23 protein-coding genes and 1 pseudogene are annotated in these 26,512 nt (G+C 64.4%); 16 read left to right on the forward strand and 8 right to left on the reverse strand.

Annotation, left to right across the window (positions count from 1 at the left end; translation table 11 throughout):
- Positions 1 to 160 precede the first annotated feature (160 nt).
- The 3 genes from yajC to secF all read left to right on the forward strand — a co-directional run bounded on the left by yajC (position 161) and on the right by secF (position 3,635).
- Positions 161 to 484 carry a preprotein translocase subunit YajC gene (yajC, locus tag BLQ92_RS21965; protein ID WP_090686642.1) on the forward strand — a complete coding sequence of 108 codons (324 nt, stop codon included), beginning with the start codon at positions 161 to 163 and terminating at the stop codon, positions 482 to 484.
- Positions 485 to 629: 145 nt separating this feature from the next.
- The gene (gene secD / locus BLQ92_RS21970) at positions 630 to 2,666 is read left to right on the forward strand and encodes a protein translocase subunit SecD (protein ID WP_090686643.1); all 2,037 of its coding nucleotides are present in this window, start codon (positions 630 to 632) and stop codon (positions 2,664 to 2,666) included.
- Between the two features lie 18 nt (positions 2,667 to 2,684).
- On the forward strand, positions 2,685 to 3,635 hold the full coding sequence (gene secF / locus BLQ92_RS21975; protein WP_090686644.1) for a protein translocase subunit SecF: 951 nt from the start codon (positions 2,685 to 2,687) through the stop codon (positions 3,633 to 3,635).
- Positions 3,636 to 3,732: 97 nt separating this feature from the next.
- Here secF and BLQ92_RS21980 read toward each other — a convergent pair whose 3' ends face one another.
- The 4 genes from BLQ92_RS21980 to BLQ92_RS21995 form a co-directional block, all read right to left on the reverse strand.
- The gene (locus BLQ92_RS21980) at positions 3,733 to 5,010 is read right to left on the reverse strand and encodes an MFS transporter (RefSeq protein ID WP_090686645.1); all 1,278 of its coding nucleotides are present in this window, start codon (positions 5,008 to 5,010) and stop codon (positions 3,733 to 3,735) included.
- A gap of 112 nt (positions 5,011 to 5,122) precedes the next feature.
- Complete coding sequence (locus BLQ92_RS21985; RefSeq protein WP_090686792.1) at positions 5,123 to 5,689, reverse strand: YceI family protein; 567 nt, start codon at positions 5,687 to 5,689, stop codon at positions 5,123 to 5,125.
- A 72-nt stretch (positions 5,690 to 5,761) separates the two neighbouring features.
- On the reverse strand, positions 5,762 to 6,325 hold the full coding sequence (locus BLQ92_RS21990) for a YceI family protein (protein WP_090686646.1): 564 nt from the start codon (positions 6,323 to 6,325) through the stop codon (positions 5,762 to 5,764).
- 8 nt (positions 6,326 to 6,333) lie between these two features.
- Positions 6,334 to 6,894, reverse strand: a complete 561-nt coding sequence (locus tag BLQ92_RS21995) for a cytochrome b (protein ID WP_090686647.1) — start codon at positions 6,892 to 6,894, stop codon at positions 6,334 to 6,336.
- A gap of 349 nt (positions 6,895 to 7,243) precedes the next feature.
- On the opposite strand from BLQ92_RS21995, the gene BLQ92_RS22000 reads away from it, so the two are divergent.
- The 8 genes and pseudogenes from BLQ92_RS22000 to BLQ92_RS22035 all read left to right on the forward strand — a co-directional run bounded on the left by BLQ92_RS22000 (position 7,244) and on the right by BLQ92_RS22035 (position 16,260).
- On the forward strand, positions 7,244 to 7,951 hold the full coding sequence (locus BLQ92_RS22000) for a paraquat-inducible protein A (protein WP_090686648.1): 708 nt from the start codon (positions 7,244 to 7,246) through the stop codon (positions 7,949 to 7,951).
- 7 nt (positions 7,952 to 7,958) lie between these two features.
- Positions 7,959 to 8,573, forward strand: a pseudogene (locus tag BLQ92_RS22005) (paraquat-inducible protein A); the annotation flags it as partial.
- Positions 8,574 to 8,736: 163 nt separating this feature from the next.
- Positions 8,737 to 10,395, forward strand: a complete 1,659-nt coding sequence (locus BLQ92_RS22010) for a PqiB family protein (protein ID WP_090686649.1) — start codon at positions 8,737 to 8,739, stop codon at positions 10,393 to 10,395.
- On the forward strand, positions 10,392 to 11,207 hold the full coding sequence (locus BLQ92_RS22015) for a PqiC family protein (protein ID WP_090686650.1): 816 nt from the start codon (positions 10,392 to 10,394) through the stop codon (positions 11,205 to 11,207). The genes BLQ92_RS22010 and BLQ92_RS22015 overlap by 4 nt, the downstream gene beginning before the upstream one ends.
- Positions 11,208 to 11,362: 155 nt before the next feature.
- Positions 11,363 to 13,462: a site-specific recombinase gene (locus tag BLQ92_RS22020; protein WP_090686651.1), complete on the forward strand. Its 2,100-nt coding sequence runs from the start codon at positions 11,363 to 11,365 to the stop codon at positions 13,460 to 13,462.
- Positions 13,463 to 13,533: 71 nt separating this feature from the next.
- Complete coding sequence (locus BLQ92_RS22025) at positions 13,534 to 14,817, forward strand: THUMP domain-containing class I SAM-dependent RNA methyltransferase (RefSeq protein ID WP_090686652.1); 1,284 nt, start codon at positions 13,534 to 13,536, stop codon at positions 14,815 to 14,817.
- A 197-nt stretch (positions 14,818 to 15,014) separates the two neighbouring features.
- Positions 15,015 to 15,401, forward strand: coding sequence for a VOC family protein (locus BLQ92_RS22030; protein WP_090686653.1), 387 nt, complete (start codon positions 15,015 to 15,017; stop codon positions 15,399 to 15,401).
- A 58-nt stretch (positions 15,402 to 15,459) separates the two neighbouring features.
- Positions 15,460 to 16,260 (forward strand): helix-turn-helix transcriptional regulator, encoded by an 801-nt coding sequence (locus tag BLQ92_RS22035; protein WP_090686793.1) that lies wholly within the window; start codon positions 15,460 to 15,462, stop codon positions 16,258 to 16,260.
- Between the two features lie 41 nt (positions 16,261 to 16,301).
- Here BLQ92_RS22035 and BLQ92_RS22040 read toward each other — a convergent pair whose 3' ends face one another.
- Genes BLQ92_RS22040 through BLQ92_RS22050 form a run of 3 tightly spaced genes read right to left on the reverse strand, consistent with a single transcriptional unit; the run spans position 16,302 to position 19,263 of the window.
- Positions 16,302 to 17,756 carry an NAD(P)(+) transhydrogenase (Re/Si-specific) subunit beta gene (locus BLQ92_RS22040; RefSeq protein WP_090686654.1) on the reverse strand — a complete coding sequence of 485 codons (1,455 nt, stop codon included), beginning with the start codon at positions 17,754 to 17,756 and terminating at the stop codon, positions 16,302 to 16,304.
- The gene (locus BLQ92_RS22045) at positions 17,753 to 18,094 is read right to left on the reverse strand and encodes an NAD(P) transhydrogenase subunit alpha part 2 (protein WP_090686655.1); all 342 of its coding nucleotides are present in this window, start codon (positions 18,092 to 18,094) and stop codon (positions 17,753 to 17,755) included. The genes BLQ92_RS22040 and BLQ92_RS22045 overlap by 4 nt, the downstream gene beginning before the upstream one ends.
- Before the next feature lie 26 nt (positions 18,095 to 18,120).
- Complete coding sequence (locus BLQ92_RS22050; RefSeq protein WP_090686656.1) at positions 18,121 to 19,263, reverse strand: Re/Si-specific NAD(P)(+) transhydrogenase subunit alpha; 1,143 nt, start codon at positions 19,261 to 19,263, stop codon at positions 18,121 to 18,123.
- 183 nt (positions 19,264 to 19,446) lie between these two features.
- On the opposite strand from BLQ92_RS22050, the gene BLQ92_RS40755 reads away from it, so the two are divergent.
- The 3 genes from BLQ92_RS40755 (at position 19,447) to BLQ92_RS22065 (ending at position 22,875) form a co-directional block, all read left to right on the forward strand.
- Entirely contained in the window at positions 19,447 to 20,010 is a 564-nt protein-coding gene (locus BLQ92_RS40755; protein WP_090686657.1) for an NUDIX hydrolase, read from the forward strand.
- A complete protein-coding gene (gene mnmA / locus BLQ92_RS22060; protein ID WP_090686658.1) occupies positions 20,007 to 21,164 on the forward strand; it encodes a tRNA 2-thiouridine(34) synthase MnmA in 1,158 nt (385 codons plus the stop codon). Before BLQ92_RS40755 ends, mnmA begins: the two co-directional genes overlap by 4 nt.
- 100 nt (positions 21,165 to 21,264) lie before the next feature.
- Positions 21,265 to 22,875, forward strand: coding sequence for an FMN-binding glutamate synthase family protein (locus BLQ92_RS22065; protein ID WP_090686659.1), 1,611 nt, complete (start codon positions 21,265 to 21,267; stop codon positions 22,873 to 22,875).
- Positions 22,876 to 22,953: 78 nt separating this feature from the next.
- On the opposite strand, the gene BLQ92_RS22070 is transcribed toward BLQ92_RS22065, so the two are convergent.
- Positions 22,954 to 23,568 (reverse strand): glutathione S-transferase family protein, encoded by a 615-nt coding sequence (locus BLQ92_RS22070; protein ID WP_090686660.1) that lies wholly within the window; start codon positions 23,566 to 23,568, stop codon positions 22,954 to 22,956.
- 208 nt (positions 23,569 to 23,776) lie between these two features.
- Here BLQ92_RS22070 and pepP point away from each other — a divergent pair, with 208 nt between their 5' ends.
- Positions 23,777 to 25,186 (forward strand): Xaa-Pro aminopeptidase, encoded by a 1,410-nt coding sequence (gene pepP, locus BLQ92_RS22075; RefSeq protein WP_090686661.1) that lies wholly within the window; start codon positions 23,777 to 23,779, stop codon positions 25,184 to 25,186.
- 19 nt (positions 25,187 to 25,205) lie between these two features.
- Positions 25,206 to 26,444, forward strand: coding sequence for a UbiH/UbiF/VisC/COQ6 family ubiquinone biosynthesis hydroxylase (locus BLQ92_RS22080; RefSeq protein ID WP_090686662.1), 1,239 nt, complete (start codon positions 25,206 to 25,208; stop codon positions 26,442 to 26,444).
- The last annotated feature ends 68 nt before the right edge of the window (positions 26,445 to 26,512 follow it).

Raw genomic sequence — 26,512 nt, forward strand, 5'->3', positions numbered from 1 at the left:
TCCGTCAGGGCAACACCCAAAACATTACAATTTCATTTCGAGACAGCCCAAAGAAGCTTTAACAGCTTGATCGGAAAGCCCATTTGCCGCGCCGTCGTACCAAATGCCGGTGGTAGAATAATCGGCTGATTTTTTTGATCGTTATAACGGAGAGACCAACGTGTCGTTCATTTCAAGCGCCTTCGCTCAAGGCACAGGCGGTGCAGAATCGAGCCTGATGAGCTTCCTGCCGCTGATCCTGATGTTTGGCGTGCTGTACTTCATCATGATTCGCCCGCAAATGAAGCGCCAGAAGGAACATCGCAACATGCTCGCCGCTATGGCCAAGGGCGATGAAGTGGTCACGAACGGTGGCATCGTCGGCAAGGTGACCAAGGTTAGCGACGCGTATGTCGGCGTTGAAATCGCTGAAGGCACGGAAATCACCGTGCAAAAGGCGTCGGTCACGACGATTCTCCCGAAGGGCACGATCAAGTCGCTGTAAGGCCTGCTCTCTCGCGTCCGGCGCGGCCTCGCGGAACTCAAGCCAGCATGCCTGCCATGTCATTCATGCAAACAGGCCCGCTGCGCCAGCCGCGCTCATCGCCGGACGCATCGCTTCCAAGCCAACCTTCCCGTTGGACCACTCCATGAATCGTTACCCCCTCTGGAAATATGTCGTGATGGTCGTGGCGCTCGCCATCGGCCTCATCTACACACTGCCCAATTTCTTCGGCGAAGCGCCGGCGGTGCAGGTGTTGAGCGGCAAGGCAACGGTCAAGCTCGATTCGACGACGCTGTCGCAAATCGAAGCCGCACTGGCTGCCAATCAGATCACTGCTTCCGACGTGACGTTCGACAACTCGTCGAGCAACGCGAATATCCGCGTGCGTCTGTCGGATACCGACACACAGTTGCGCGTGAAGGATCTGCTGTCGAAGACGCTGAACAGCGACCCGACCGATCCGAACTTCGTCGTCGCCCTGAACCTGCAAAGCGCCTCGCCGCGCTGGCTAACCGCACTGCACGCGCTGCCGATGTACCTCGGCCTCGACCTGCGCGGCGGCGTGCACTTCCTGCTGCAGGTGGACATGGCAGGCGCGCTGAACAAGAAGCTCGATTCCGACGCCTCGGACGCGCGCACCCTGCTGCGCGACAACAACATCCGCGACGGCGGCGTGAACCGCGTCAACCAGACGGTGGTGATCAATTTCGCCGACAAGGACACCGCGGACGCTGCCTCCAAGCAACTGTCGCGCAGCGTCAGCGAACTCCAGTGGGCCACGCAAACGGCGCCTGACGGCAGCTATCAACTGATCGGCACATTCACGCCGACGGTGCAGAAGACCGTCGAAGATGCCGCGCTCAAGCAGAACATCACGACGCTGCATAACCGGGTCAACGAACTTGGTGTCGCCGAGCCGGTGATCCAGCAGCAAGGCTCCGACCGCATCGTGGTCGAACTGCCGGGCGTGCAGGACACGGCGAAGGCGAAGGACATCATCGGCCGCACGGCGACGCTCGAAGCGCGCCTGGCCGACCCGGTCAACACCCATCCGCAACCTACGGATCCGGTGCCGCCGGGTGACGAACTGTTCACCGAAGGCAACCAGACGCCGGTGCTGTTGCGCAAGCAGGTGATCTTCACCGGCGACCGCATCATCGACGCGTCCGCCGGCTTCGACGAACACCAGCGTCCGTCGGTCAACATCCGCCTCGACTCGGCCGGTGGCCGCGCGGTCGCTGCGGTGTCGCGCGACAACATCGGCAAGCCGATGGCGATGGTGCTGTTCGAAAAGGGCAAGGGCCAGGTGCTGACGGTCGCGACGATCCAGTCGGAACTGGGCGACCGCTTCCAGATCACCGGCCAGCCGACCCCGCAAGCCGCCGCCGACCTCGCGCTGCTGCTGCGCGCCGGTTCGCTTGCCGCGCCGATGGACATCATCGAAGAACGCACGATCGGCCCGAGCCTCGGCGCCGATAACATCAAGAAGGGCTTCCACTCGGTGATCTGGGGCTTTGCCGCCATCGCCGCCTTCATGATTGCGTACTACATGCTGTTCGGCGTGATCTCGATGATCGGCCTGTCGGTCAACCTGTTGCTGCTGGTGGCCGTGCTGTCGATGCTGCAGGCCACCCTGACCTTGCCGGGTATCGCCGCTATCGCGCTGGCGCTCGGTATGGCCATTGACGCGAACGTGCTGATCAACGAACGGGTGCGTGAAGAACTGCGTCACGGCGCGCCGGCCCAACTGGCGATCCAGAACGGTTACGCGCACGCCTGGGCGACGATTCTCGACTCGAACGTGACGACCCTGATCGCCGGTCTGGCGCTGCTCGCCTTCGGCTCGGGTCCGGTACGCGGCTTCGCGATCGTCCACTGTATCGGCATCTTGACCTCGATGTTCTCCGCGGTGTTCTTCTCGCGCGGTCTCGTGAACCTCTGGTACGGCGGCAAGAAGAAGCTGAAGTCGCTGGCAATCGGTCAGGTGTGGAAGCCGGCAGCGGTTGAAGGTGCAGGCGCTGCCTATCTGGGCATCGAAGACGCCGCAACCGACACGGCACGTGCGGTTAGCGCTGCCTCCGCCAAGCCGAAGGCCACGGCCCAGGCTCGCGCCGGCAAGCCGACGGTGCGCCGTCGCAACGCTCCCGACAATACGCCGCAGAAACCGGGTTCATCCCGCTGAGTCCCGGAGAACAAGACCATGGAATTTTTCCGCATTCGCAAAGATCTGCCGCTCATGCAGCGCGCGTTGGTGTTCAACGCGATCTCGCTGCTGACGTTTATCGCAGCTGTGTTTTTCCTGCTGCATCGCGGGCTGCATCTGTCGGTGGAGTTCACCGGCGGGACGGTGATCGAAGTCCAGTATCCGACCACCGTGCCGCTCGAACCGGTGCGCGGCACGCTCACCAAGCTCGGCTACCCGGATGCCCAGGTGCAGAACTTCGGCACCTCACGTGACGTGCTGATCCGTCTGCCGGTCAAGGCCGGCCTCACCTCGGCTCAGCAAAGCGACCAGGTGATGGGCGCGCTGAAGGGTGAAGACGCTCAGGTTCAGTTGCAGCGCGTCGAGTTCGTCGGCCCGCAGGTCGGCAAGGAACTCGTCACCAACGGCCTGCTCGCGCTCGCCTGCGTGGTGGCCGGCATCGTGATCTACCTGTCGTTCCGCTTCGAATGGAAGTACGCCGTGGCCGGTGTGATCGCCAACCTGCACGACGTGGTGATCATTCTCGGCTTCTTCGCGTTCTTCCAGTGGGAGTTCTCGCTGTCGGTGCTGGCCGCCGTGCTCGCGGTGCTAGGCTACTCGGTGAACGAATCCGTGGTTATCTTCGACCGGATTCGCGAGACCTTCAAACGCGAACGCAAGATGACGGTCATTGAAGTCATCAACCACGCGATTACCAGCACGATGTCGCGGACCATCATCACCCACGGCTGTACGCAGATGATGGTGCTGTCGATGTTCCTGTTCGGCGGCCCCACCCTGCACTACTTCGCTCTGGCGCTGACGGTCGGCATTCTGTTCGGTATCTATTCGTCGGTGTTCGTTGCTGCGGCGCTGGCGATGTGGCTGGGCGTGAAGCGCGAAGACCTGATCAAGGACAAGAAGGAACGTCACGATCCGAGCGACCCGAACGCGGGCGCGCAAGTCTAAGGTTCGAGGCAGTCACAGGCAGTCAAAAACGAGAAAGGCCGGTTCAGTCGAACCGGCCTTTCTCGTTTACCACCGACGCGCACACTTCACACTGCGTTCAGCGAAACCCCAGCTTCCGCCGTGCCGCGCGCAACGCAATCAGACTGATCACCGCAGCAAACATCATGTAGAAACTCGGCGCCACCTTCGACCCAGTCGCGCCGATCAGCCAGGTGATGATGAACGGGCCAAAGCCACCGAAAATCGTCACCGCAATGTTGTACGCGAGGGACATGCCCGTGGTGCGTGTCTGGACCGGGAAAATCTCCGACAACAAGCCCGGCAACGCAGCGAAATAACCCGTCATCAAAAAGCCGAGCACGATCTGCACGGCAATCAGCGTGCCGAAGCTCGGATGCGCGACGAGGTAGACGAAGGCCGGATAGATCAGCACGAGCAGCAGCAGCGCCGACACCAGCATGATGCGGGTGCGGCCATGACGGTCCGACAGATGGCCGACTAGCGGCGAGAACAGCATCTGGATCACGCCGGTCAACGCGATCGCGGCAAACGCGACCCACGGGGCGAGCCCCAGTTGCTTGACGCCGTAGGTCGGCATGAAGAGCACGAGATAGGTCGAAACGGTGCCCAGCACCACCACCCCCACCGCGATCAGCAGGCGTGTTTTCTGACTCGCAAAGGTGTCGCGCAACGGCGTGGTGGTGGTCTCTGCGGCAAGAAACTCCGGCGTCTCGTCGAGCCGGGTGCGGATGTACCACGCCACCGGCCCGATCAGCAGGCCGAAGAAGAACGGCACGCGCCAACCCCATGCCGCCATCTGCCCGGCGGACAACTGGCCTGTCAGCACCACCCCGAAACCGGCTGCCAGCAGCGTGGTCAGCCCTTGGCTCGCCACCTGCCAGCTCGCGAAAAAGCCGCGCCGGCCGGGGACGTGCTCAGCAAGAAAAGCCGTCGCGCTGCCGAATTCCCCGCCCGCCGAAAAGCCCTGCATCAGGCGCGCGGCGACGAGAATCAGCGGCGCCGCGAGGCCGATGCTCTGGTAAGTCGGCAGGACGGCAATGATCAGCGTGCCGGCCATCATCAGCAGGATCGACAGCGTGAGCGCGGCCTTGCGCCCGGCGCGGTCCGCATAGGCGCCGATCACGATCGCCCCCAGCGGCCGCATGAAGAACGACACCCCGAACGTGCCGAGCGTCAGCAGCAACGACACCGTGTCATTGCCGGTAGGAAAGAACAGCTTCGCGATCAGCACCGCGAAGAACCCGTAGACCACCAGGTCGAACCACTCCAGCGCGTTGCCAATAGAAGCGGCCACCACCACCCGCCACGAGTTTGGCCGGCTCGCGGCGAGGTTTGCAGACGTCGTTGCGTTCATGCAGATCTCCGTTGCGCGTGTAATAGTCGTATGAGCGATCAAACCTGCCCGTGTATGGCCGGACTGGATGCGCGCACAACCAGTCCGATGCCAGAGCCGCTAACTGAGCCGCTTACTGCTTGATGCCTTCCGCCTGGATATGCAGCTTGGTATCCATGCTGAATCCATACTTGCTGCCGAAGTCCATGCCGTAATCCGCACGGTTGAAATGGGCGCTGGCCTCCACGCCGCACACTTCGCGCTTGAGCATCGGATGCGGCATGCACTTGAACGATTCGATGGTCAGGTTCAGCGGCTTGGTCACACCGTGCATCGTCAGGCTGCCGATCACTTCAACCGGCTTGTCGCCGTCGAACCTGATATCCGTGCCTTTGTACGTGACGGACGGGTACTTGGTGACGTCGAAAAACTCATTCGATTGCAGATGCTCGTCGAGCTTGCTATTGCCCGTCTGGACCGAAGTCGGGTCGACCGTCACGTCGACCGTACCGGTTTTGGCGGCGCGGTCGAGCGTCACCGTGCCGGAACTTTTCGTGAACTTGCCGCGCCACACCGACAGGCCGCCGAAGTGATCCGCTTCGAAACTCGGGTAGGTATGGGTCGGGTCGAGCATATAGGTGTCGGCCGCAACCGCGTTAAACGAGACGGAAGCGGTCAGGGCGGTAGCAACAATCAGCAGGGTTTTCTTCAAGTCAGGCTCCTTTCAGGAAAGCACCGCGCCTCGCGCCGGTGCGGGTCCGCAGCGTGTTTCTTATTTACGTGCTGCGACGATATGAAACTTGATGATGACATCGTCGGCCACCACCGAGGTGTCCTTCCACTCGCCGGTGCCGATATCGAACTGCGAGCGCTTGATCGTGAGCGAGCCGTCGAACGCCTGGCTCGCGCCCTGCTGCGTCACGCTCACCGGCACCACCACGGTCTGCGACTTGCCCTTGATGGTCAGCTTGCCGGTCACCTTGAACTGGTTGCTGCCGGCCGGCGCGATTGCGCTCGACACGAAGGTGGCCTGCGGGAACGTCTTCGCGTCGAACCAGTCCTTGCCGCGCACCTGGTCGTTATAACTCTCGTCGCCCAGATCGTAGCTGCCCACCTCGACGCTGAACTGTGCGCTGCCGTCGGCCGGCTTGGCCGCGTCGAACTTCACGTCCGCGCTGAACTTGTTGAACTTGCCCTCGACCGGCACGTTCATCTGCTTCGAGGTCGCCGTGATCGTGCTCTTCGTCACGTCGACCTGGGCAAGCGCACTGCCCGCCGCACTCAGCGAGGCGGCAGCAAACGCCGCCAGCATGTAGCGATAAAACGAGACTTTCATGTGGGTCCTTATTTGATGAAAGGGAGCATGCGCGACAGCAGGCCGTCGCGGTCCAGCCATTGGTGCTTGAGCGCCGCTGCCACATGCAGCACGAACAGGGCGAGCAGCGTGTAATTGAGCGCGATGTGGAGATTCTTCAGCAGGACCTTGAGCATCGGGTCGGGTGCGATCAGACGTGGCAGCGGCACGAGCCCCAGGTACACCACCGGCACGTTGGCGGCCGAGCTATACAGGTAGCCGGACAGCGGTATCGCGATCATCAGTACGTAGAGCAGCAGATGCGTGAGGTGGGCCGCGCCCCGTTGCCAGGACGCCATGCGGCGCGGCAGCGCCGGCGCACCGTGGGTAGCGCGCCAGAGAATGCGCAACACCGACAGCCCGAACACCGTCACGCCGATCCATTTATGCCAGGAAAAATAGCGCAGTTTGGTGGGCGTGAAGCCCGGGATATCGGTCATCACCCAGCCAAGCGCGAAGCCGCAGACAATCAGCAGTGCGATCAGCCAGTGAAGCGCGATAGCGGTTCCCGTATAGGAGTCGCGCGCGCCGAAGTTAGGTTTGGGTGCCATGAAAGATCAACGCAAGCTGAATGGTTAGCGGCACAAGCCGAGGCCGCCATGCTACCCCAAGCCGAAAAAGCCGGTTGAGGGAGTTCCGCTGGGCGGACTACGCCGACCATGACAGCATAACCAGAAGGATTGAACAATTGGGGCCGGAGAATGTCTGACGCAGGTCAGATAGCGCGAGGCCGGTGCCTGCGCCTCGTCTGCGATACCTGGCTTACCGGGCTGGGCCGCGCGCCCGGCCAAAGCACGCATGGCGGTGAGCCTTTGGTACTATTGCTGCTGGCTTTCGCCCGACCTTACCGTGCAAGCCTGCGTTGCACGCCCCGCTCACGTCGTTTTGCCCTTCTGCCGTATGGAACATGACAACCTGATCGCGTGCCACGAGTGCGATACCCTTTTCCAGAAGCCGCACCTCACCGGCCGCCGCCTCGTGGCGCGTTGCCCGCGCTGCGGGGCCACGCTCTATCACGCCGTGTCGCGGCGGCTGGACATCATTAGCGCGATGACGCTGGCCGCGCTCTTCACCTTCATCATCGCCCAGGCTTATCCGATTCTGGAACTGGACGCCAACGGCATTACCTCGCAAACCACCCTGTTCGGCGCGCTGGTGGCGCTGTGGAACGAGGACATGCAGATCGTCGCGGTCATGGTGTTCTGCGCGACCACGCTGTTCCCGTTGACCGAGCTCGTCGCGCTGCTCTACGTGCTGATCCCGCTGCGCTCGGGTTACGTGCCGGCGGGCTTCAACCAGGTGCTGCGCGCCATCCAGTTTGTGCGGCCGTGGGGCATGATCGAAGTGTTTATGCTCGGCGTATTGATCACCATCGTGAAGATGGTCAGTCTTGCCCGCGTGATCCCCGAGGCGGCGCTGTTCGCCTTCGGCGCGCTGACCTTGATGTTCGCCGTGGTCGTCACGTTCGACCCGCGCACCTTGTGGGATCTCGCCGACGAACTGAATGCGCGCCGTGCCCGGCCCATGCCGCGTACCGCGGCCGACAGCGCCGCGGCCGCTGTCACGGCCAACGCAGCCGGCCAGTCGGCCACGCCCAATCAGGGATAAGCAAACGATGAAATACATCACCGCGCTACGCGCGGGCCTGGTTTCCTGTCACGCGTGCGGCCGCGTCGCACCGCGCATCCGCTCGATCACCGCGCAGCACTGCTCGCGCTGCGGTGCGGTGCTGCACCGGCGTAATCCGGATAGTCTGATGCGCACCTGGGCGCTACTGATTGCTGCGGCATTGCTGTATATTCCGGCGAATCTGCTGCCGGTGATGCATACGGCTTCGTTGCTGGGTTCGGAAGACGACACGATCATGAGCGGTGTTGTCTACTTCTGGACCTCGGGCGACTGGCCGCTCGCCGTGATCGTGTTTATTGCCAGCATCATGGTGCCGATGCTCAAGCTCAGCGTGCTCGTGCTGCTCACCATCACGGCCCAGCGCCGTTCGCACTGGCGCCCCACCCAGCGCATGAAGCTGTACCGGATGGTGGAGCGGATCGGCCGCTGGTCCATGCTCGACGTGTTCGTCGTGACGCTGACGGTTGCGCTGGTGCGTTTCAAGTCGCTTGCCGTGATCACGGCCGGGCCCGGCGCCATCGCGTTCGGCTCGGTGGTGATTCTGACGATGCTGGCGTCGATGCAGTTCGATCCACGACTCATCTGGGACAATGTCGAAGGCGAGGACATCGCGGAGAGTGCGAAGCGCGCCAGACGTGCGAACGGTGCAAAAGGCGCACGCGGTGCTAACGGCGCACGAGGCGTGACCGGTGCAACCGGCAACAAGGGCACGCAAGACCTACAAGACGCAACAGGCAGTCCCCAACAATCTCAGGACCCCAAACATGACTAGCCCGCAAGGACCGACGCCCGCCCCCAGCGCGCCGCGCAACGATTCGAACGGACCCACACTGCCACCGAACCTGCCCGATCCCGAGATCGAACCGCGCGGTCACTGGCTGCCGTCGCTGGTCTGGGTGATTCCGCTGATCGCCGCGCTGATCGGCGTCGCGCTCGTCATCAAGTCCGTGACCGAGAAAGGGCCGGAGATCAGCATCAGCTTCAACGACGCCGAAGGCCTCGAACCCGGCAAGACCCAGGTCAAGTACAAGGACGTCGACATCGGCCTCGTGAAAGCCATCAAGCTGTCGAAGGACCTCTCGCATGTGCTGATCCAGGTCCAGTTGACCAAGGAAGCCGAGAACTTTGCCGTCAAGGACACCCGCTTCTGGGTGGTGCGGCCGCGCGTGGGCGCAAGCGGCGTCTCGGGCCTGAGCACGCTGCTCTCGGGCGCATATATCGGGGTGGACGCCGGTCATTCGCAAGATAGCCAGAGGGAGTTCATCGGGCTGGAAACGCCGCCGCCGATCACCGGTGGACAAAAGGGCCACCAGTTCACGCTGCATGGCGACTCGCTCGGCTCGATCGATATCGGCTCGCCGATCTTTTACCGGCGCGTGCAGGTGGGCCAGGTCGTGGGCTTCTCGCTCGACAAGGACGGCACCGGGGTGACGCTGCAAGTGTTCGTGTCCGCGCCGTACGACCAGTACGTCGGCATCAATACGCGCTGGTGGCACGCCAGCGGCGTCGATCTGCGGCTCGATTCGAGCGGCTTCAAGCTGAACACGCAGTCGCTCGCGACGGTGCTGGTCGGCGGCCTGTCGTTCCAGTCGCCGCCGGGGCAGCCGGTCGGCCCGCAGGCGCCGAACAACAGCACCTTCCGCCTCGGTTCGGATGAAGCCGATGCGATGCGCGAACCGGACGGCGTGCCGTTGCGCGTCGTGATGAACTTCAACCAGTCGCTGCGAGGGTTGTCGGTCGGCGCGACGGTCGATTTCCGCGGCATCGTGCTCGGCCAGGTCACCAATATCGGCATCGACTACGACCCGAAGACCAAGAACTTCACCATGCCGGTGACGATGAACCTGTACCCCGACCGCCTCGGCAAGCGCTTCCGCGAGTCGGCGCCGGAGCCGGGCAGCGTCGCCGGACAGCAACTGCTGCAGCGTCTGGTCCAGCACGGCCTGCGCGGCCAGTTGCGCACGGGCAACCTGATTACCAGCCAGTTGTATGTAGCGTTGGATATCTTCCCGAAAGCGGCGCCGGCGACAGTCGACGTCACCCGCGATCCGCTCGAGCTGCCGACGATTCCGAACACGCTCGACGAGTTGCAGTTGCAGGTGGCCGACATTGCCAAGAAACTCGATCAGGTGCCGTTCGACCAGATCGGGGCGAACCTGAACAGCTCGCTGAAGAACGCCGACCAACTGTTCACGCGTCTGAACACCGAAGTGGTGCCGCAGGCTCGCGACACGCTAGCGGCCGCCAAGCAGACCTTCGGCTCGGCCGAGGCGACGCTGCAGCAGGACTCGCCGCTGCAATCGGACGTCCATCAGGCGCTGCAGGAGCTGACCCGCACGTTGCAGTCGTTGAATGCGCTGTCGGACTATCTGGAACGCCATCCGGAATCGTTGTTGCGCGGAAAACCAGGAGATCAACCATGATGTTTGCCCGGCTCCCCCGTTCGCCGCGCGGGCTTGCCCGCGCCGCCGCGTGCCTCGGCGTCTGTGCCGGACTGCTGGCGCTGGCGGCATGCTCTTCTTCGCCGGCAAGCCGCTTCTACACGCTCGGTGCGGAAGCCACCCCAGCCGCCCCGGCTACGGCACGCACAGCGGCAACGCCGGCGCTGCTGATCGAAGTCCCGCCGGTCGACGTGCCGTCCCAGGTTGCAAAGAACCAGTTGGTGGTGCAGACCGGCCCGACCCAGGTGCAGGTGCTCGAACAGGAACGCTGGGCCTCGTTGCCCGGCGACGAGATCCGGCGCGCGCTGTCGTCCGATCTCACGCAGCAGTTGGGCACAATCGACGTGTACGGCACCGCGTACCCGGAAGGCACGCCTGTGTATCGCGTCAGCATGAACGTGCAGCGCTTCGAATCGTGGCCCGGCTCGCATGCGCTGATCGACGCGGTGTGGAGCGTGCGCGCCGTGCGCAGCGAAGCCGTCATGACCTGCCGCAGCGTGGTGAGCGAACCGGTAACGGGCAGCTACGACGCGCTGGTCGAGGGGCATCGCCAGGCGGTGCAGCAGATTTCCACGCAGATCGCCGCCGGTATCCAGGCGTTGGCGGCAGCGACGCCTCGCATGCCGACGAGCGCTGCCGCCAGGAGCGCGTCCGGTGTACCAGCACGGATGGCGCCGCCGACGGTGCCCTGCCCGCTGCCAATCGGGCCTGGCGCGGCGCTCGATGGTGCGGGTGTTGCTGCGCGTGTGTCCCTCGGCAGCCACGTCAGCAGCCTCGCCGGCATGAACGGCTGATTTGCCGGCATGGCAGCGGCAGACGCACTGCGCCCGTCTGCCGCCATCACTTCCCACGCCCTATCCCATCCGGCCAGCTTGCCGGATCCTCTCTGTTTGGCGATCCTGAATGCTTCGGAGCACGGGATCGCGCCTCACCACGCATTTAACACTTCATGTTTCGTTCCATCAAAACCTTCGTCAAGAAATGGCGCGCGTCACGCAACAGCGGGCATCAGCTCGATGCGCTGCTGGCGATCGCCGACCAGAACGCGCCATATGCGGACCGCAGCGAATGGCTGATCGAGCTGGCGCACTGGATCCATCGCGGCGGCACCGTGCAGACGGTCGCGCAGGAGCCGGCCGAAGACGACACGCGCCGGCTGCCCGAGCACGCGCGCTTGCGCTATCTGCTGCATGTGCTGGACCGCAACCCGGCGTGGAAAGCCAACGTCGCCGGCATCCTGCGCGCGTTGCTGCGCGAGAGCGACGGCATCTCGTTGTTGTGCGATGCCGGCATGCCAGTGCATTCGGCCTTTTTCGGGGCGCTGTTCGAACGTTTCGAGTCTTCGCTGATTCCGCCCGCGCCGAATCGCCGCGACCTCACTGCGATCTTCACGCTGATGTTCACTTCGGAGCAGGACGCCGAATGGATCGCCGCGCTGCCTACCGATCTGCTCGTACGCATCCACGATCTGTTTATCTATGAGCAGGACGCCAGCGATCCGCGCGAGGGCGTGCCGTTCTCGCTCGACCTGCTCGCGGCCCTGCACAACCTGACCTGCCAGATCAGCTCCACTGGGCTGTCGCAAACGGTGCGCAGCCGTCTCGGCGACGCTGACGCGCGAGTGGCGATGGAGAAGCAGCCGTTCTACCGGCTCACGCGCGCCATGCTGGCGGTAGAAGCGGCCCACCAGGCGGTCGAGGAAGGCGCGGAGCCGGACAAGCTGCTCCATGAGGTCAACTATCTGCGGGTGCTGCTCGACGAATGCCGCATAGCGACCGACAGCGTCTTCGCACACCTGTACCGCAACGGCGTGAGCGTCGACATCGTGTTCCAGGTCGAGCGGATGCGCATGCGCATCCAGCGCGCCGAACATCTGCTCGATGCGTGGATGGCCTCCGACGACCTGCATGCCGGCTCGCGCCTCACCGCCGAACTGGTGAAGGCGAACCATGCGAGCCAGAGCGTCTCGCATTTGATGCGCAGCAATTTCTCATTGTTGGCGCGCAAGGTGGTCGAATACAGCGCGGACACGGGCGAACACTACATTGCCCGCGACCGCGCCGAGTACCTGAAGATGCTGCGCATGGCAGCGGGCGGCGGGCTCGTCACGGTGGTGACCGTATGCGTGAAGTTTGCGATCACCGGTGCCCACCTGCAGTCGATGCTGGAGGGCTTGCTCGCCGGCATCAACTACTCGGCCAGCTTCCTGCTGATGCACTTCCTGCATTTCTCGCTCGCCACCAAGCAGCCCGCCATGACGGCGCCGACCATCGCCCGCGAACTCGACGGCGCAGGCACCCCTGAAGGGGTCGACAGCTTCGTCAGCTCGGTGGTCGCGCTGATCCGCACCCAGGCGGCGGCCGTGCTCGGCAACGTGATGCTGGTGTTTCCGGTCTGTCTGGGCGTGCAGTTGCTGTGGCACGCGGTCTTTCATGCGAACATTATTTCCCCCGAAAAGGCGCATGCCACGCTGCATTCGTTCTCGCTGCTCGGGCCTACGCCGCTCTATGCCGCGCTGACCGGCGTGCTGCTGTGGTCCTCGAGCCTGCTCGCGGGCTGGGCCGACAACTGGTTCGTGCTGCACCGGGTGGCCGACGCGCTCACCTACAACCGCCGCTTGCGTATGACGCTGGGCGCCGCCGGCGCCGCGCGGCTGGCGAAGTTCTGCCGCTCCAACGTGGCGGGCGTAGTGGGCAACATCACGCTGGGCCTGATGCTCGGCCTCGTGCCCGCGATCCTGACCGCGTTCGCCTTCGCCTTCGAGGTCCGGCACGTGACGCTGAGCTCCGGTTCGATCGGCGTGGCGCTCGGCGTGCTCGGCAAAGGCGCGCTGGATTTGCCCGAGTTCTGGTGGGCCGTCGCTGGCACGTTCAGCATGGCGATCCTAAACGTCGCCGTCAGTTTCGCCCTCGCGTTTCATATGGCCGTGCGCTCGCGCGACCTGCGCCGCAACTACGTGCGCTCGCTGCGCGGAGCGATCTGGCGCCGGATGTTCAAGCGACCGCTGGATCTGGTGTGGCCGGTGAGCGCGTCGCGCGAGGAGCATTGAACGCGGCAGCGTGGGCGGCCCACCCCGACCGCGTACAATAGCGCCTTATTCAACGCCTCCCGGCAACCTCAATGTCATTCGATTTTTTCATTCCCTGCCCTCGCGGCCTTGAAGCCGCGCTTGCGGCCGAACTCGCCGAAATCGCCACGCGCCACCTGAACGGTGCGCCGTTCACGGCTGGCGCGCAGGTGCCGGGCGGCGTGCATTTCCGCGGCGGCTGGGCTGCCGGCATGGCGGCCAACCTGCATTCGCGCATCGCCAGCCGGGTGTTGCTGAAAATCGCCCACCGGCCGTATCGCAGCGAGCAGGACATCTATGCCCTCGCGCTCGAGCAACGCTGGGAACAGTGGTTCTCGGCGCGTGAAACGCTGCGCGTCGACGTCACGGCGATCAAATCGCCGCTGCGCAGCCTCGAATTCACCACGCTGCGCGTCAAGGACGCGATCTGCGACCGTCTGCGCGAAGTGAGCGGCGAGCGTCCGAACATCGACACGAGCGCGCCGGACGTGCGCGTGTTTGCCTTCCTCACCGCAACCGACTGCACGCTGTACCTCGATACCTCGGGCGAGCCGCTCTTCAAACGCGGCTGGCGTCTCGACAAGGGTGCGGCGCCGCTGCGCGAAAACCTCGCGGCCGGCATCCTGCGCCTGACCGGCTGGACAGCCGGCACGCCGCTGTACGATCCGATGTGCGGTAGCGGCACGTTCCTGGCAGAAGCCGCTCAGGTCGCGCTGAACATCGCGCCGGGGGTCGAACGCCGCTTCGGCTTCGAGAAGCTCAAGCAGTACGAGGCCAAGACCTGGCAGACGCTGAAGGCGGCTGCAATGGACGCGAAGCACGCGGCACGCGCCTCGCGCTCCGATTTGCAGATTTTCGGCAGCGATATTTCGGGCGACATGCTCATCAAGGCACGCGCCAACTTCGAGCGCGCCGGCCTCTCGGCGGTCTCGCTCAAGCAGGTCGACGCCCGCGGCATGGCGCCGCCGTCGTCGGAGCCGGGCATTCTGGTCGCCAACCCGCCGTACGGCGAGCGGATCGAAGTGCGTGGCCGCAATGCGCGCGGCGAACTCCGTGAGACGCGCGAAAACCGCGATGACGACAGCTTCCGCCGGGTCCAGGAAGAGGCGCCGGACAGCGAATTCTTCAAGGCGCTCGGCGATGCGCTCAAGCAGCGCTTCACCGGCTGGCATGCGTTCATCCTGACGTCGGATCGCAAACTGCCGGGTCAATTGCGGCTTCGCGAGTCGACCAAGACGCCGTTGTTCAACGGTGCGCTCGAATGCCGCCTGTTCCGCTTCGACCTGATCGCCGGCAGTGTGCGGCAACGTCCGGCGAACGATACGCCGGCGGCTTGATCACACGTTGAGCGAACGGCTGCGGGCGCAAGGTCGGCAGCCAGGGCGGTGCTGCCGCATCGTCCGCCCGAAGGTCCCGGTCATTCAGAAAGCCCTGCAGGCTACTGACAGAACGTTGTCAGTAGCCCCGCCGCACACTCCTCCTCACGCCATCCGGCGAATCACACGGGCCTACCCACCGCCCCAAGGAGAGTGTCATGTCAGCAGCCGCAACCCACGTCGTTTCCTGGTTCGAAATTCCGACCGTCGACTTCGAGCGCGCCGTGCGTTTCTACGAGACCGCGCTGGATACCACGCTGCGGCGTGAAAATTTCGGCGATCAGCCGATCGGGATCTTCCAGTACACCGAGCCGGCCACCGGCGGCTGTATCATCCACAGCCCCACGCTCAAGCCTTCCGCCGATGGCGTGGTGGTCTATCTGAACGCGCAGCCGAGCGTCGATGCCGTGCTGGCCCGTGTCGAGAAGGCTGGTGGCAAGGTGCAAGGGCCCGTCATCGAACTGCCGCAGGATATCGGCTATATCGGCTTCTTCACCGATACCGAAGGCAACCGCATCGGACTGCATGCGCCGAAAAACGGCTGACGGATTGGCCCGCGCGCTGCGGTGCCCATGAACTGCCCATGCAGCGCCGATGGGCATCATGCGGCGCTATGATCGCGGGACTACCCAACCGCGGGCCGCCCGAGCGCGGGATCGCCCGAGCGCGGGCCGCCCGATCACCGAACCACCCGCCTCTTCCTACAAGACGCCCACGATGACGCGCCGTGCCGACCGCCTGTTCCAGATTGCCGAGCTGCTCCGCGGCCGGCGCCTGACCACCGCGCAACAGCTCGCGGACTGGCTGCATATCTCGCCGCGCACGGTGTACCGCGACGTGCGCGATCTGCAGCTTTCCGGCGTGCCGATCGAAGGCGAAGCGGGCATCGGCTACCGCCTGAACCGCTCGGCCAGCCTGCCGCCACTCACCTTCACCGTCGACGAACTCGCCGCGCTCGCGGCCGGCGCACGCATGCTCGAAACCTGGGGCGGTGCGAGCTTCGCGAAAGGTGCTCGCGGCGCGCTGGCGAAGATCGCCTCGACAATGCCCGCCGACAAGCGCGCGACCCTCGACCGGCTGCCGATCTTCGCGCCGTCGTTTCACATCAAGGGGGAGTTTGCGGAGAAAGTCGACGCGCTGCATCTCGCCATCGACGGCAAGCGGGTCGTGAGCTTTGCCTATCGCGATCGCAAAGGCGAGCATACGGAGCGGCGCGTCTGGCCGCTAGGGCTCGTTTATTGGGGGGCGCGCTGGACCATCGGCGCGTGGTGCGAATTGCGCGAAGACTTCCGCAATTTCGACGTCGAACAGATTCGCGAACTGCAGGTCCTCGAGCCGTTCCCCGATATGGAGGGCAGACGGCTCGCGGATTTTCTAAGGCACGTCGAGGTGAAACAGCGGTAACTTCAAGGGCAGTTCAGGGCCGCACACCGCGGCCCTCGCCCTCACTCCACCGACTTCACCATATCTTCGATCACCTTCTTCGCATCGCCGAACACCATCATGGTCTTGTCCATGTAGAAGAGGTCGTTGTCGAGACCCGCGTAGCCGGCCGCCATCGAACGCTTGTTGACGATTACCGTGCGCGCCTTATAAGCCTCGATGATCGGCATGCCCGCAATCGGCGACTTCGGATCGTTCTTTGCCGCCGGATTCACCACGTCGTTGGCGCCGAGCACGAGGACGACGTCGGTCTGGCCGAACTCGTTGTTGATGTCGTCCATCTCGTAGACAAGGTCGTAAGGCACCTCGGCTTCCGCGAGCAGCACGTTCATATGCCCTGGCATGCGGCCCGCCACCGGGTGGATCGCATAGCGCACGTCGATGCCCTTCTCGATCAGCTTGTCGGTGAGCTCCTTCAACGCATGCTGTGCGCGTGCCACAGCGAGACCATAGCCCGGCACGATCACCACCGTCTCCGCGTTGCCCAGCATGAACGAGGCATCCTCGGCCGAGCCCGACTTCACCGGCCGCTGCTCCTGGGCACCGCCCGTAGCCGCCGCGCCAGGTTCCGCGCCGAAGCCGCCGAGCAGCACGTTGAAGAACGAGCGGTTCATCGCGTGACACATGATGTACGAGAGGATCGCGCCCGACGAGCCCACCAGCGAGCCGGCAATGATCAGCATCGGATTATTCAGCGAGAAGCCGATGCCCGCCGCCGCCCAGCCCGAGTACGAATTGAGCATCGACACGACCACCGGCATATCCGCGCCGCCGATCGGGATGATGATCAGCACCCCCAGCGCGAACGCGATCAGCGTCATGATGATGAACGGCAGCCACGACTGCGTGAGAAAGAAGATCACGCCAAAGCCGATCATGCCGATCGCGAGGAACAGGTTGATCAGATGCTGGCCCGCATACACCACCGGCGCGCCCTGAAACAGGCGGAACTTGTACTTGCCGGAGAGCTTGCCGAACGCGATCACCGAACCGGAGAACGTGATGGCGCCGACGAACGTACCGATAAACAGTTCTATTCGATTGCCATAGGGCAGGAAGCCCGGCACCGGATTATCCGGGTCGACGAGGCCGAACGCCGACGGCTCCGAGACCACCGCATAGGCGATGCACACGGCGGCGAGACCGATCAGCGAGTGCATGGCCGCGACCAGTTCCGGCATCTTGGTCATCTCGACGCGAGCCGCGACGAACGCCCCCACCGCACCGCCGACTACCAGCGCCGCGAACAGCAGGCCGAGACCCAGTCCAAGGTTCGAACCCAGCCCAGCGGCCTGTTTGAAAATCAGCGCGATGGTCGTGAGGATCGCAATCGCCATCCCGGCCATGCCGAACGTATTGCCGATGCGCGCCGTCTTCGGATTCGAGAGGCCTTTGAGCGCCTGAATAAAGCAGACCGAAGCAACGAGATAAAGCAGCGTGACGACGTTCAGACTCATTGCTTACCCCCTTCAATGCGCGCCTGACCGGCAGCGGGAAGCTTCTTCGGCTCTTTCTTCTTGAACATTTCCAGCATTCGCCGGGTCACGAGGAAGCCGCCGAATACATTCACTGCGGCAAGCCCGACCGCCAGGGTGCCGAAGAACTTGCCGGTCCCGCCGACGGTGAGCCCGGCGGCAAGCATCGCACCCACAATAACAATTGCCGAAATCGCATTGGTCACCGCCATCAGCGGCGTATGCAGGGCCGGCGTGACGTTCCAGACCACGTGGTAGCCCACGTAGATGGCCAGCACGAAGATGATCAGGTTGATGACCGTATGGTTGATGACTTCCATGACCGTTCTCCCAGGAAGCGATTCGTTTATGCCTTGCGCGTGACTTCGCCGTCACGGGCCAGCAGCGTAGCCGCGACGATGTCGTCCGCAAGATCGATGTTGAGTGCGCCTTCCTTGTTGATGATCAGCTTCAGGAAGTCGAGCAGGTTGCGCGCGTAGAGCGAGGAGGCATCGGCGGCCACCATCGAGGCCAGGTTCGTATAGCCGACAATCTGCACGCCGTGCTTTGTCACGACCTTGTCGGCTTCCGTCAGCGGACAGTTGCCGCCACGCTGGCCTTCATACTCGGGGCCACGGCCCGCGGCAAGGTCGATCAGCACCGAGCCTGGTTTCATTGCCTGCACGGTTTCCACCGAGATCAGCGTGGGCGCAGGACGGCCGGGAATCAGTGCGGTCGAGATGACGATATCGGCCTGCTTGGCGCGCTCGTGCACCAAGGCTCCCTGGCGGGCCAGCCAGCTTGGCGGCATCGGCCGCGCATAGCCGCCGACGCCCTGGGCGGCCTCGCGCTCCTCGTCGGTCTCGTACGGCACGTCGAGAAATTTGGCGCCGAGCGACTCGATCTGCTCCTTCACCGCCGGGCGCACGTCGGAGGCCTCGATCACCGCGCCGAGCCGCTTGGCCGTCGCAATCGCCTGCAGGCCCGCGACGCCCGCGCCCAGGATCAGCACGCGCGCCGCTTTCACGGTGCCGGCGGCTGTCATCAGCATCGGCATAAAGCGGGGGTACAGGTCGGCGGCAAGCAGCACGGCCTTATAGCCGGCGATGTTGGCCTGCGAGGACAGCACGTCGAGGCTTTGCGCGCGCGTGGTGCGCGGCGCGGCTTCCAATGCGAACGCAGTCACGCCGGCAGATGCGAGCTTGGCCGCATTGTCGGCATTGAAAGGATCGAGCATGCCAACCAGCACCGCGCCGCGTTTCAACTGCGGCAGCTCGGCGTCGGTAGGCGACTGGACTTTGAGAACGAGATCGGCGCCAAATGCAGCGGCTGCATCGACGATTTCCGCGCCGACTGCGCTAAACGCATCGTCGGGGAAGCTGGCGCCGGTGCCGGCGCCGCTCTGGATCGTGACCCGGTGGCCCTGCGATACGTATTTCTTGACCGTCTCGGGGGTGGCGGCAACGCGGGTTTCGTACGCTCGCGTCTCGGCTGGCACTCCGATGTGCATCGTTGAATCCTCCTCGGCCTTCCTGTTATTACGACAGAGCTGCCGACGAGGCACGCCGGCTTGCAATTGCAACGGCTACGACACCACTTTAACCGAAACCAGGGGGCTTGCCGAAATCAGGGACAATCCGGGGGCGGCCCGCTTCCCGGCAGCCGCCGTCCATAGACGGTAAAATACCGCCCCATGAATCCGGAAACCTGGGCTGCACACGTCACCGTGGCCGCCATCGTCGAGCGCGACGGACGCTTTCTCCTCGTCGAGGAGCATACGGACGACGGGCTGCGCCTCAACCAGCCCGCCGGCCATCTGGAGGCGGGTGAAACGCTCGCCGAGGCGGTCGTGCGCGAAACGCTCGAAGAATCCGCGCATCCGTTCACGCCCGAAGCATTGGTGGGCGTATACATGACGCATTTCGAGCGCCCGGCCCGCAGCGATGCAGGTGGTGCTGGCGACGCAAGCGGCGCGGCGCAAGACCCGAGCGGCAGCCCGGCGAGCGGTGTCACCTATCTGCGTTTCACGTATTGCGGCAGCAGCGGCGAGGCCGATGCCAACCGCGCGCTCGATCCCGATATCGTCCGCACGCTGTGGATGAGCGCCGACGAGCTGCGCGCTTGCCCCGAGCGGCATCGCACGCCGCTCGTGATGCGCTGTATCGACGATTACCTCGCAGGCCGGCGTTTCCCGCTCGACTTCGTGCATACGCATTCGGTCGGGCCCACCCGATCAAGCAAGTCAGGCAACCCATGAGTAAGCAGAAAGTCGTAGTAGGCATGTCGGGCGGCGTCGATTCGTCGGTCACCGCATGGCTGCTCAAAGAGCAAGGTTACGATGTCGTCGGTCTTTTCATGAAGAACTGGGAAGACGACGACGACGGCGAGTACTGCTCGACGCGGCAGGACTGGATCGATGTCGTCTCGGTGGCCGATCTGATCGGCATCGACGTCGAAGCGGTCAACTTCGCCGCCGAATACAAGGACCGCGTGTTCGCCGAATTCCTGCGCGAATACTCGGCCGGCCGCACGCCGAACCCGGACGTGCTGTGTAACGCCGAGATCAAGTTCAAGGCCTTCCTCGATCACGCCATGTCGCTTGGCGCCGAGACCATTGCGACCGGCCACTATGCGCGCGTGCGTGAGGTCGAAGGCCGCTTCGAGCTTTTGAAGGCGCTCGATCACACCAAGGATCAGTCGTACTTCCTGCATCGCCTCAATCAGGCGCAGTTGTCGAAAACGATGTTTCCGCTCGGCGAAATCCCCAAGACGAAGGTGCGCGAGATCGCCGAGCAGATTGGCCTGCCGAACGCGAAGAAGAAAGATTCGACCGGCATCTGCTTTATCGGCGAGCGGCCGTTCCGCGATTTTCTGAACCGCTACCTGCCTACCAAGCCGGGGCCGATGAAGACGCCGGACGGCAAGGTGGTCGGCGAGCATATCGGCCTCGCGTTCTATACGTTCGGCCAACGCAAGGGCATCGGACTTGGCGGCAGCAAGGAAGGCAGCGGCGAGCCCTGGTTCGTCGCAGGCAAGGATATTCCGTCGAACACGCTCTATGTCGCGCAGGGTCACGATCATTCGTGGCTGCTGAGCCACCAGCTGAGCGCGGGCAACACCAGTTGGGTGGCCGGCCACCCGCCGGCGGAAGACTTCGCGTGCGGCGCGAAAACCCGCTACCGGCAAGCCGACGCCGCCTGCACCTTCAGCACGGTGGGCGAGGCCGACGGCCATTTCGCGCTCGATTTCGTGGACGCGCAGTGGGCTGTCACACCGGGGCAATCGGCCGTGCTCTACGATGGCGACATTTGCCTCGGCGGCGGCATCATTGAACACGCGGCTACTGCGCAGCCGGTCGTGCGGCAGCCTCAAACCGCCGCGCTGCTGACCGCGCGCCAGGCAGCGCGGTAAGCAGTACCGCAGGCGGTCCGGCCAGATCGCGGCAGGATCGCAGTACCCCCGCAGTCACACAATAATCAGCGGTCAACCGCTCTCTGCAACGGAGTCCCCCATGTTTTCTCGACGTTATCTGGCCATGTGGTGCGCGGTTGTGCTGCTCGTCGCCTGTGCGGCGCTCGCCGCCACCCACCACCTGTCGTGGTTCTGGATCATCGTCCCTGCGCTGCTGGTGGCGCTCGGCGTGTTCGATCTGAACCAGGAGCGTCACGCGATCCTGCGCAACTATCCGTTGTGGGGTCACTTCCGTTTCATGTTCGAATTCATCCGGCCGGAGATCCGCCAGTATTTCGTCGAGGACGATACGGATGAAAAGCCGTTCTCGCGCGCCCAGCGCAGCATCGTGTATCAGCGAGCCAAAAACGACGTCGACAGCCGTCCGTACGGCACCGAACTCGACGTGAAGGCCATCGCGCACGAATGGATCAGCCACTCGCTCGCGCCGACCAAGCTCGACGGCCACGACTTCCGCGTGGTGGTCGGCCCGGATCGCAAGCAGCCATACTCCATGTCGATCTTCAACGTCTCGGCGATGAGCTTCGGCTCGCTCTCGGCCAACGCAATCATGGCGCTCAATCTCGGCGCCAGGAAAGGCAACTTCGCGCACGACACCGGCGAAGGCTCGATGTCGAAGTATCACCGCGAGCATGGCGGCGACATCATCTGGGAAATCGCTTCGGGCTACTTCGGCTGCCGCAACGACGACGGCACCTTCAACCCCGACAAGTTCGCCAAACAGGCGCAAGAGCCGCAGGTGAAGATGATCGAGGTGAAGCTCTCGCAAGGCGCGAAGCCGGGGCATGGCGGTGTGCTGCCGGCCGCCAAGATCACGCCGGAGATTGCCGAGACGCGCGGCGTGCCGATGGGCCGCGACTGCATTTCGCCCGCCACTCACTCCGAGTTTTCCACGCCGCGCGGCTTGCTCGAATTCGTCGAGCGATTGCGTAACCTCTCAGGCGGCAAGCCGACCGGCTTCAAGCTCTGTATCGGCCACCCGTGGGAATTCTTCGGTATTGCCAAGGCGATGCTGGAAACGGGCATCCTGCCGGACTTCATCGTCGTGGACGGCGCGGAAGGCGGCACCGGTGCAGCCCCGCTCGAATTCACCGACCACGTCGGCGTGCCGTTGCAGGAAGGACTGCTGCTCGTGCACAACACGCTGGTGGGTATCGGCCTGCGGCAACGGATTCGCATCGGCGCGAGCGGCAAGATGATTACCGCGTTCGATATCACCAAGACCCTCGCGATCGGCGCCGACTGGGTCAACTCGGCACGCGGCTTCATGTTCGCGGTGGGCTGCATCCAGGCGCAGACCTGTCACACGGGCCGTTGCCCGACCGGCGTCGCCACCCAGGATCCGGTGCGCCAGCGTGCGCTCGTGGTGCCAGACAAGTCGGACCGCGTGTTCAACTTCCATCACAACACCTTGCACGCGCTGCAGGAAATCATTCAGGCTGCGGGTCTCAAGCATCCAGCGGAACTGCGCGCGCATCACATCGTGCGGCGGGTGTCGTCGCATGAGGTGAGCCTGATGTCGGATCTGCTGAAGTACCTGGAGCCGAACGATCTGCTGAACGGCAACTACCGCTACAAGCTGTACGAGAAATGGTGGCCGGTGGCGAGCGCTGAGTCGTTTGCACCGAAGGTGGAGCTGGCGGCGACCTGAGCGTGCCGTTACGAAGTAGATGCGGCCGGCGGCACTCGCCCCGGCCGAGAAGCACGGCGCCGCGAGGCGCCGCTATTTTTAGTCCGCCGGCACCGTATCGAGAAACGACTGCCGCTGCGACAGCTTCTGGAAGTGTTTGTCGAGATTCGGATAGGGCTCGCGCCAGTTCAGCTGCGGCATGCGGAAATCGAGGTAGCCGAGCGCACAACCCATGGCGATATCCGCCAGCGTGTAGCGATTACCCGCGCACCACGGATTGCTGCCAAGCCCCTGCGACATCGCCACCAGGCCATCGTCGATCTTGCGCTGCTGGCGCGCCACCCACGCCTCCGAGCGGTGTTCCCCGGTCCGTTGCGTGCCTTCGAGACGGATCAGCACAGCCGCATCCAGCATCCCATCTGCGAGCGCTTCCCAGCAGCGCACTTCGACGCGTTCACGCCCCGACGGCGGAATCAGCTTGCCGACCGGCGACAACGTATCCACGTACTCGCAGATCACGCGCGAGTCGAACACCGCCTCGCCGTCCTCCATCACGAGACACGGTACCTTGCCGATCGGATTGAAGGTATGGATGGTGGTGTCCGGCGCCCAGACGTTTTCTAGCACCAGCTTGTAGTCGATCTTCTTTTCGGCGAACACGATCCGTGCCTTGCGGACGAACGGGCTGCCGAGCGAACCGATGAGTTTCATCATCACATCTGCCTTTTCTGCTTCTGGAATTGGGCGGAAGTATACGTTGGTTGACGGCCATCCAGACTGCCGTGCCCCATCTTCCGGAACATCGCCCGCCGGACCTGTGGACGGATTGCAACATTGCCGCGTACCGCGCCGGAGGTCCATCCGGCCGGGTGTCCTGGGTGCACGCCGAATGCGTACCCCAATAGGGCGCTACAATCTCACAATGAACCAGCCAAACGAAACCACTCTCGCCATCGACGTCTACCGCAAGCGCCGCGAGCGCGTGCTTGCCGCGCTTCGCGCGGCGGGCGGTGGCGTCGCCATCGTCCCCACCGCGCCGGAAGTGCTGCGCAACCGGGACGCCGACTATCCCTACCGGCACGACAGCTACTTCTACTACCTGACCGGCTTCACCGAGCCGCAGGGGCTGCTCGTGCTGGACGCCAGCGCCGGCGAGAATGGCCCGGCTTCGATCCTGTTCTGCCGCGCCAAGAACGCCGAGCGCGAGATCTGGGACGGCTTTCGCTTCGGCCCCGAGGGCGCCCGCGAGGCGTTCGGCTTCGACGCGGCGTTTGCCGTTGACGACATCGAAATCCAGATGCCGCTGATCCTCGCCGACAAGCCGGCGCTGCACTACGCGCTCGGCAGCTCGGCCGGGCTCGACGAACAGGTGCGCCGCTGGCTCGACGCGGTGCGCGCCAAAGGCCGCAGCGGCGTCGCCGCGCCCGCCGCCGCGCACGACCTGCTGCCGCTCCTCGACGAGATGCGTCTGTTCAAGGACAACCACGAAGTATCGATCATGCGCCGCGCCGGCGAGATCTCAGCGCAGGCGCATCGCCGCGCCATGGCTGCGTGCCGCCCCGGCGTGCGCGAGTACGAACTCGAAGCCGAACTGCTGTACACGTTCCGCAAACACGGTGCGCAAGGGCCGGCCTACGGCTCGATCGTCGCCGCCGGCGCCAATGCCTGCGTGCTGCACTATGCGGCAGGCAACACCATTGCTCAGGACGGCGACCTGATCCTGATCGACGCCGCCTGCGAACTGGACGGCTACGCCTCCGATATCACCCGCACGTTCCCGGCGAACGGCCGCTTTACGCCGGCCCAGCGCGAGCTGTACGACATCGTGCTGGCCGCCCAGGAAGCCGCGATCGCCGCCACTCGGCCCGGCGCCACCTTCGACGATCCGCATAACGCAGCGCTGCGCGTGCTATCGCAGGGGCTGCTCGATACCGGCATCGTAGACAAGGGGCTCTACTCCTCGGTCGACGAGGTGATCGCAGAGCGTGCCTATGCGCCGTTCTACATGCACCGCACCAGCCACTGGATCGGCATGGACGTGCACGACTGCGGCGACTACCGCGAACGCGGCGCGCCGCGCGATGCACAAGGCGCGCTGCCTGCGCGCACCTTGCGGCCGTCGATGGCGCTGACGATCGAACCGGGCCTCTACATTCGCCCGGCCGAAAACGTCCCCGAGAAATACTGGCATATCGGCATCCGGATCGAGGACGATGTCGTCGTCACGGCGGACGGCTGCGAACTGCTGACGCGCGACGTGCCGGTCAAGGCCGACGAAATCGAAGCGCTGATGCAGGAAGCGCTGGCCACAAGCACTGCGCGTAGCGTGTGACGGGACGGATAGCTCGCCCATGACCGACGTTTCTCAACCGGCCGGTGCGCCGCAGACTGGCGCGCTCGAGGCGCCTGAAGCGGCTGTAGCGCCGTTCGATTTCGACGTGACCATCGTCGGCGCCGGACCGGTCGGACTCGCGCTGGCCGGCTGGCTCGCGCGCCGCAGCGCGACCCAGCGGCTGTCGATTGCGCTGATCGACGCGCGCAGGCCGGAAGACGCCCAGGGCGACCCGCGCGCGATCGCTGTATCGCAGGGCAGCCGGATGATTCTGGAGCCGCTGCGCTGGCCGGCGGACGCCACTGCGATTCACCGCATTCACGTCTCGCAGCGCGGACATTTCGGCCGTACGCTGATCGACCACACCGAGCATGGCCTGCCCGCGCTCGGCTACGTGCTGCGCTACGGGTCGATCGTGCAGGCGCTCGCCGAAGCCGTACAGCCTACCTCGGTGCACTGGTTCCAGTCGACCTCGGCGCAGACGCCGGTTCAGGAACACGATGGCGTCACGCTGCCGGTGCAAAGCGGGGAAGTCACGCGTCATCTGCGCACCCGCATTCTGGTGAATGCCGAAGGCGGGCTGTTCCACGAGCAGCAGAAAAGCGGCAGCGCCAGCGGCACGCGCGACTATGGCCAGACCGCGCTGGTCGGCACCGTCAGCGTCTCGGCGCCGCGGCCGCATGTCGCGTGGGAGCGTTTCACCGAACAAGGGCCGATCGCGCTACTGCCGACCGGCGGCGCACGCGACGCCGATTACGCGCTCGTCTGGTGTTGCTCGCCCGAGGAAGCGGCGCGCCGCGCCCAGTTGCCCGACGATGCGTTCCTGCAGGAGCTCGGCGCCGCGTTCGGCGACCGGATGGGACGCTTCACGCAGATCAAAGGCCGCGCCGCCTTCCCGCTCGGTCTGAACGCCCTCGATACGCTCGTCAAGGGACGGATCGCGGCGATCGGCAATGCGGCGCAGACGCTGCATCCGGTGGCCGGACAAGGGCTGAATCTCGGCCTGCGCGACGCGCACGCGCTCGCCGACGCGCTTTCGCAGCACGGCCCGACGCCGCTCGCATTGGCCACGTTCGCGCAGCGCCGCGCACTCGACCGGCGCCTGACGATCCGCTCCACCGATACGCTCGCCCGCCTCTTCACGGTCGACTTTCCGGCCCTCGGCACGCTGCGCGGACTCGCGCTGACCGCGCTCGAATTCGTGCCGCCGGTCAAAACCGCGCTGGCACGGCAGATGATGTTCGGGCAGCGCCGCTGATCTGGCGCGGCTCGTTCGCGTTCCGCGGGTCTATGAGACCGCGCATTTTCATAGAACATTTAATGGGT

It is taken from the genome of Paraburkholderia phenazinium (assembly GCF_900100735.1).
Lineage (GTDB): Bacteria > Pseudomonadota > Gammaproteobacteria > Burkholderiales > Burkholderiaceae > Paraburkholderia > Paraburkholderia phenazinia.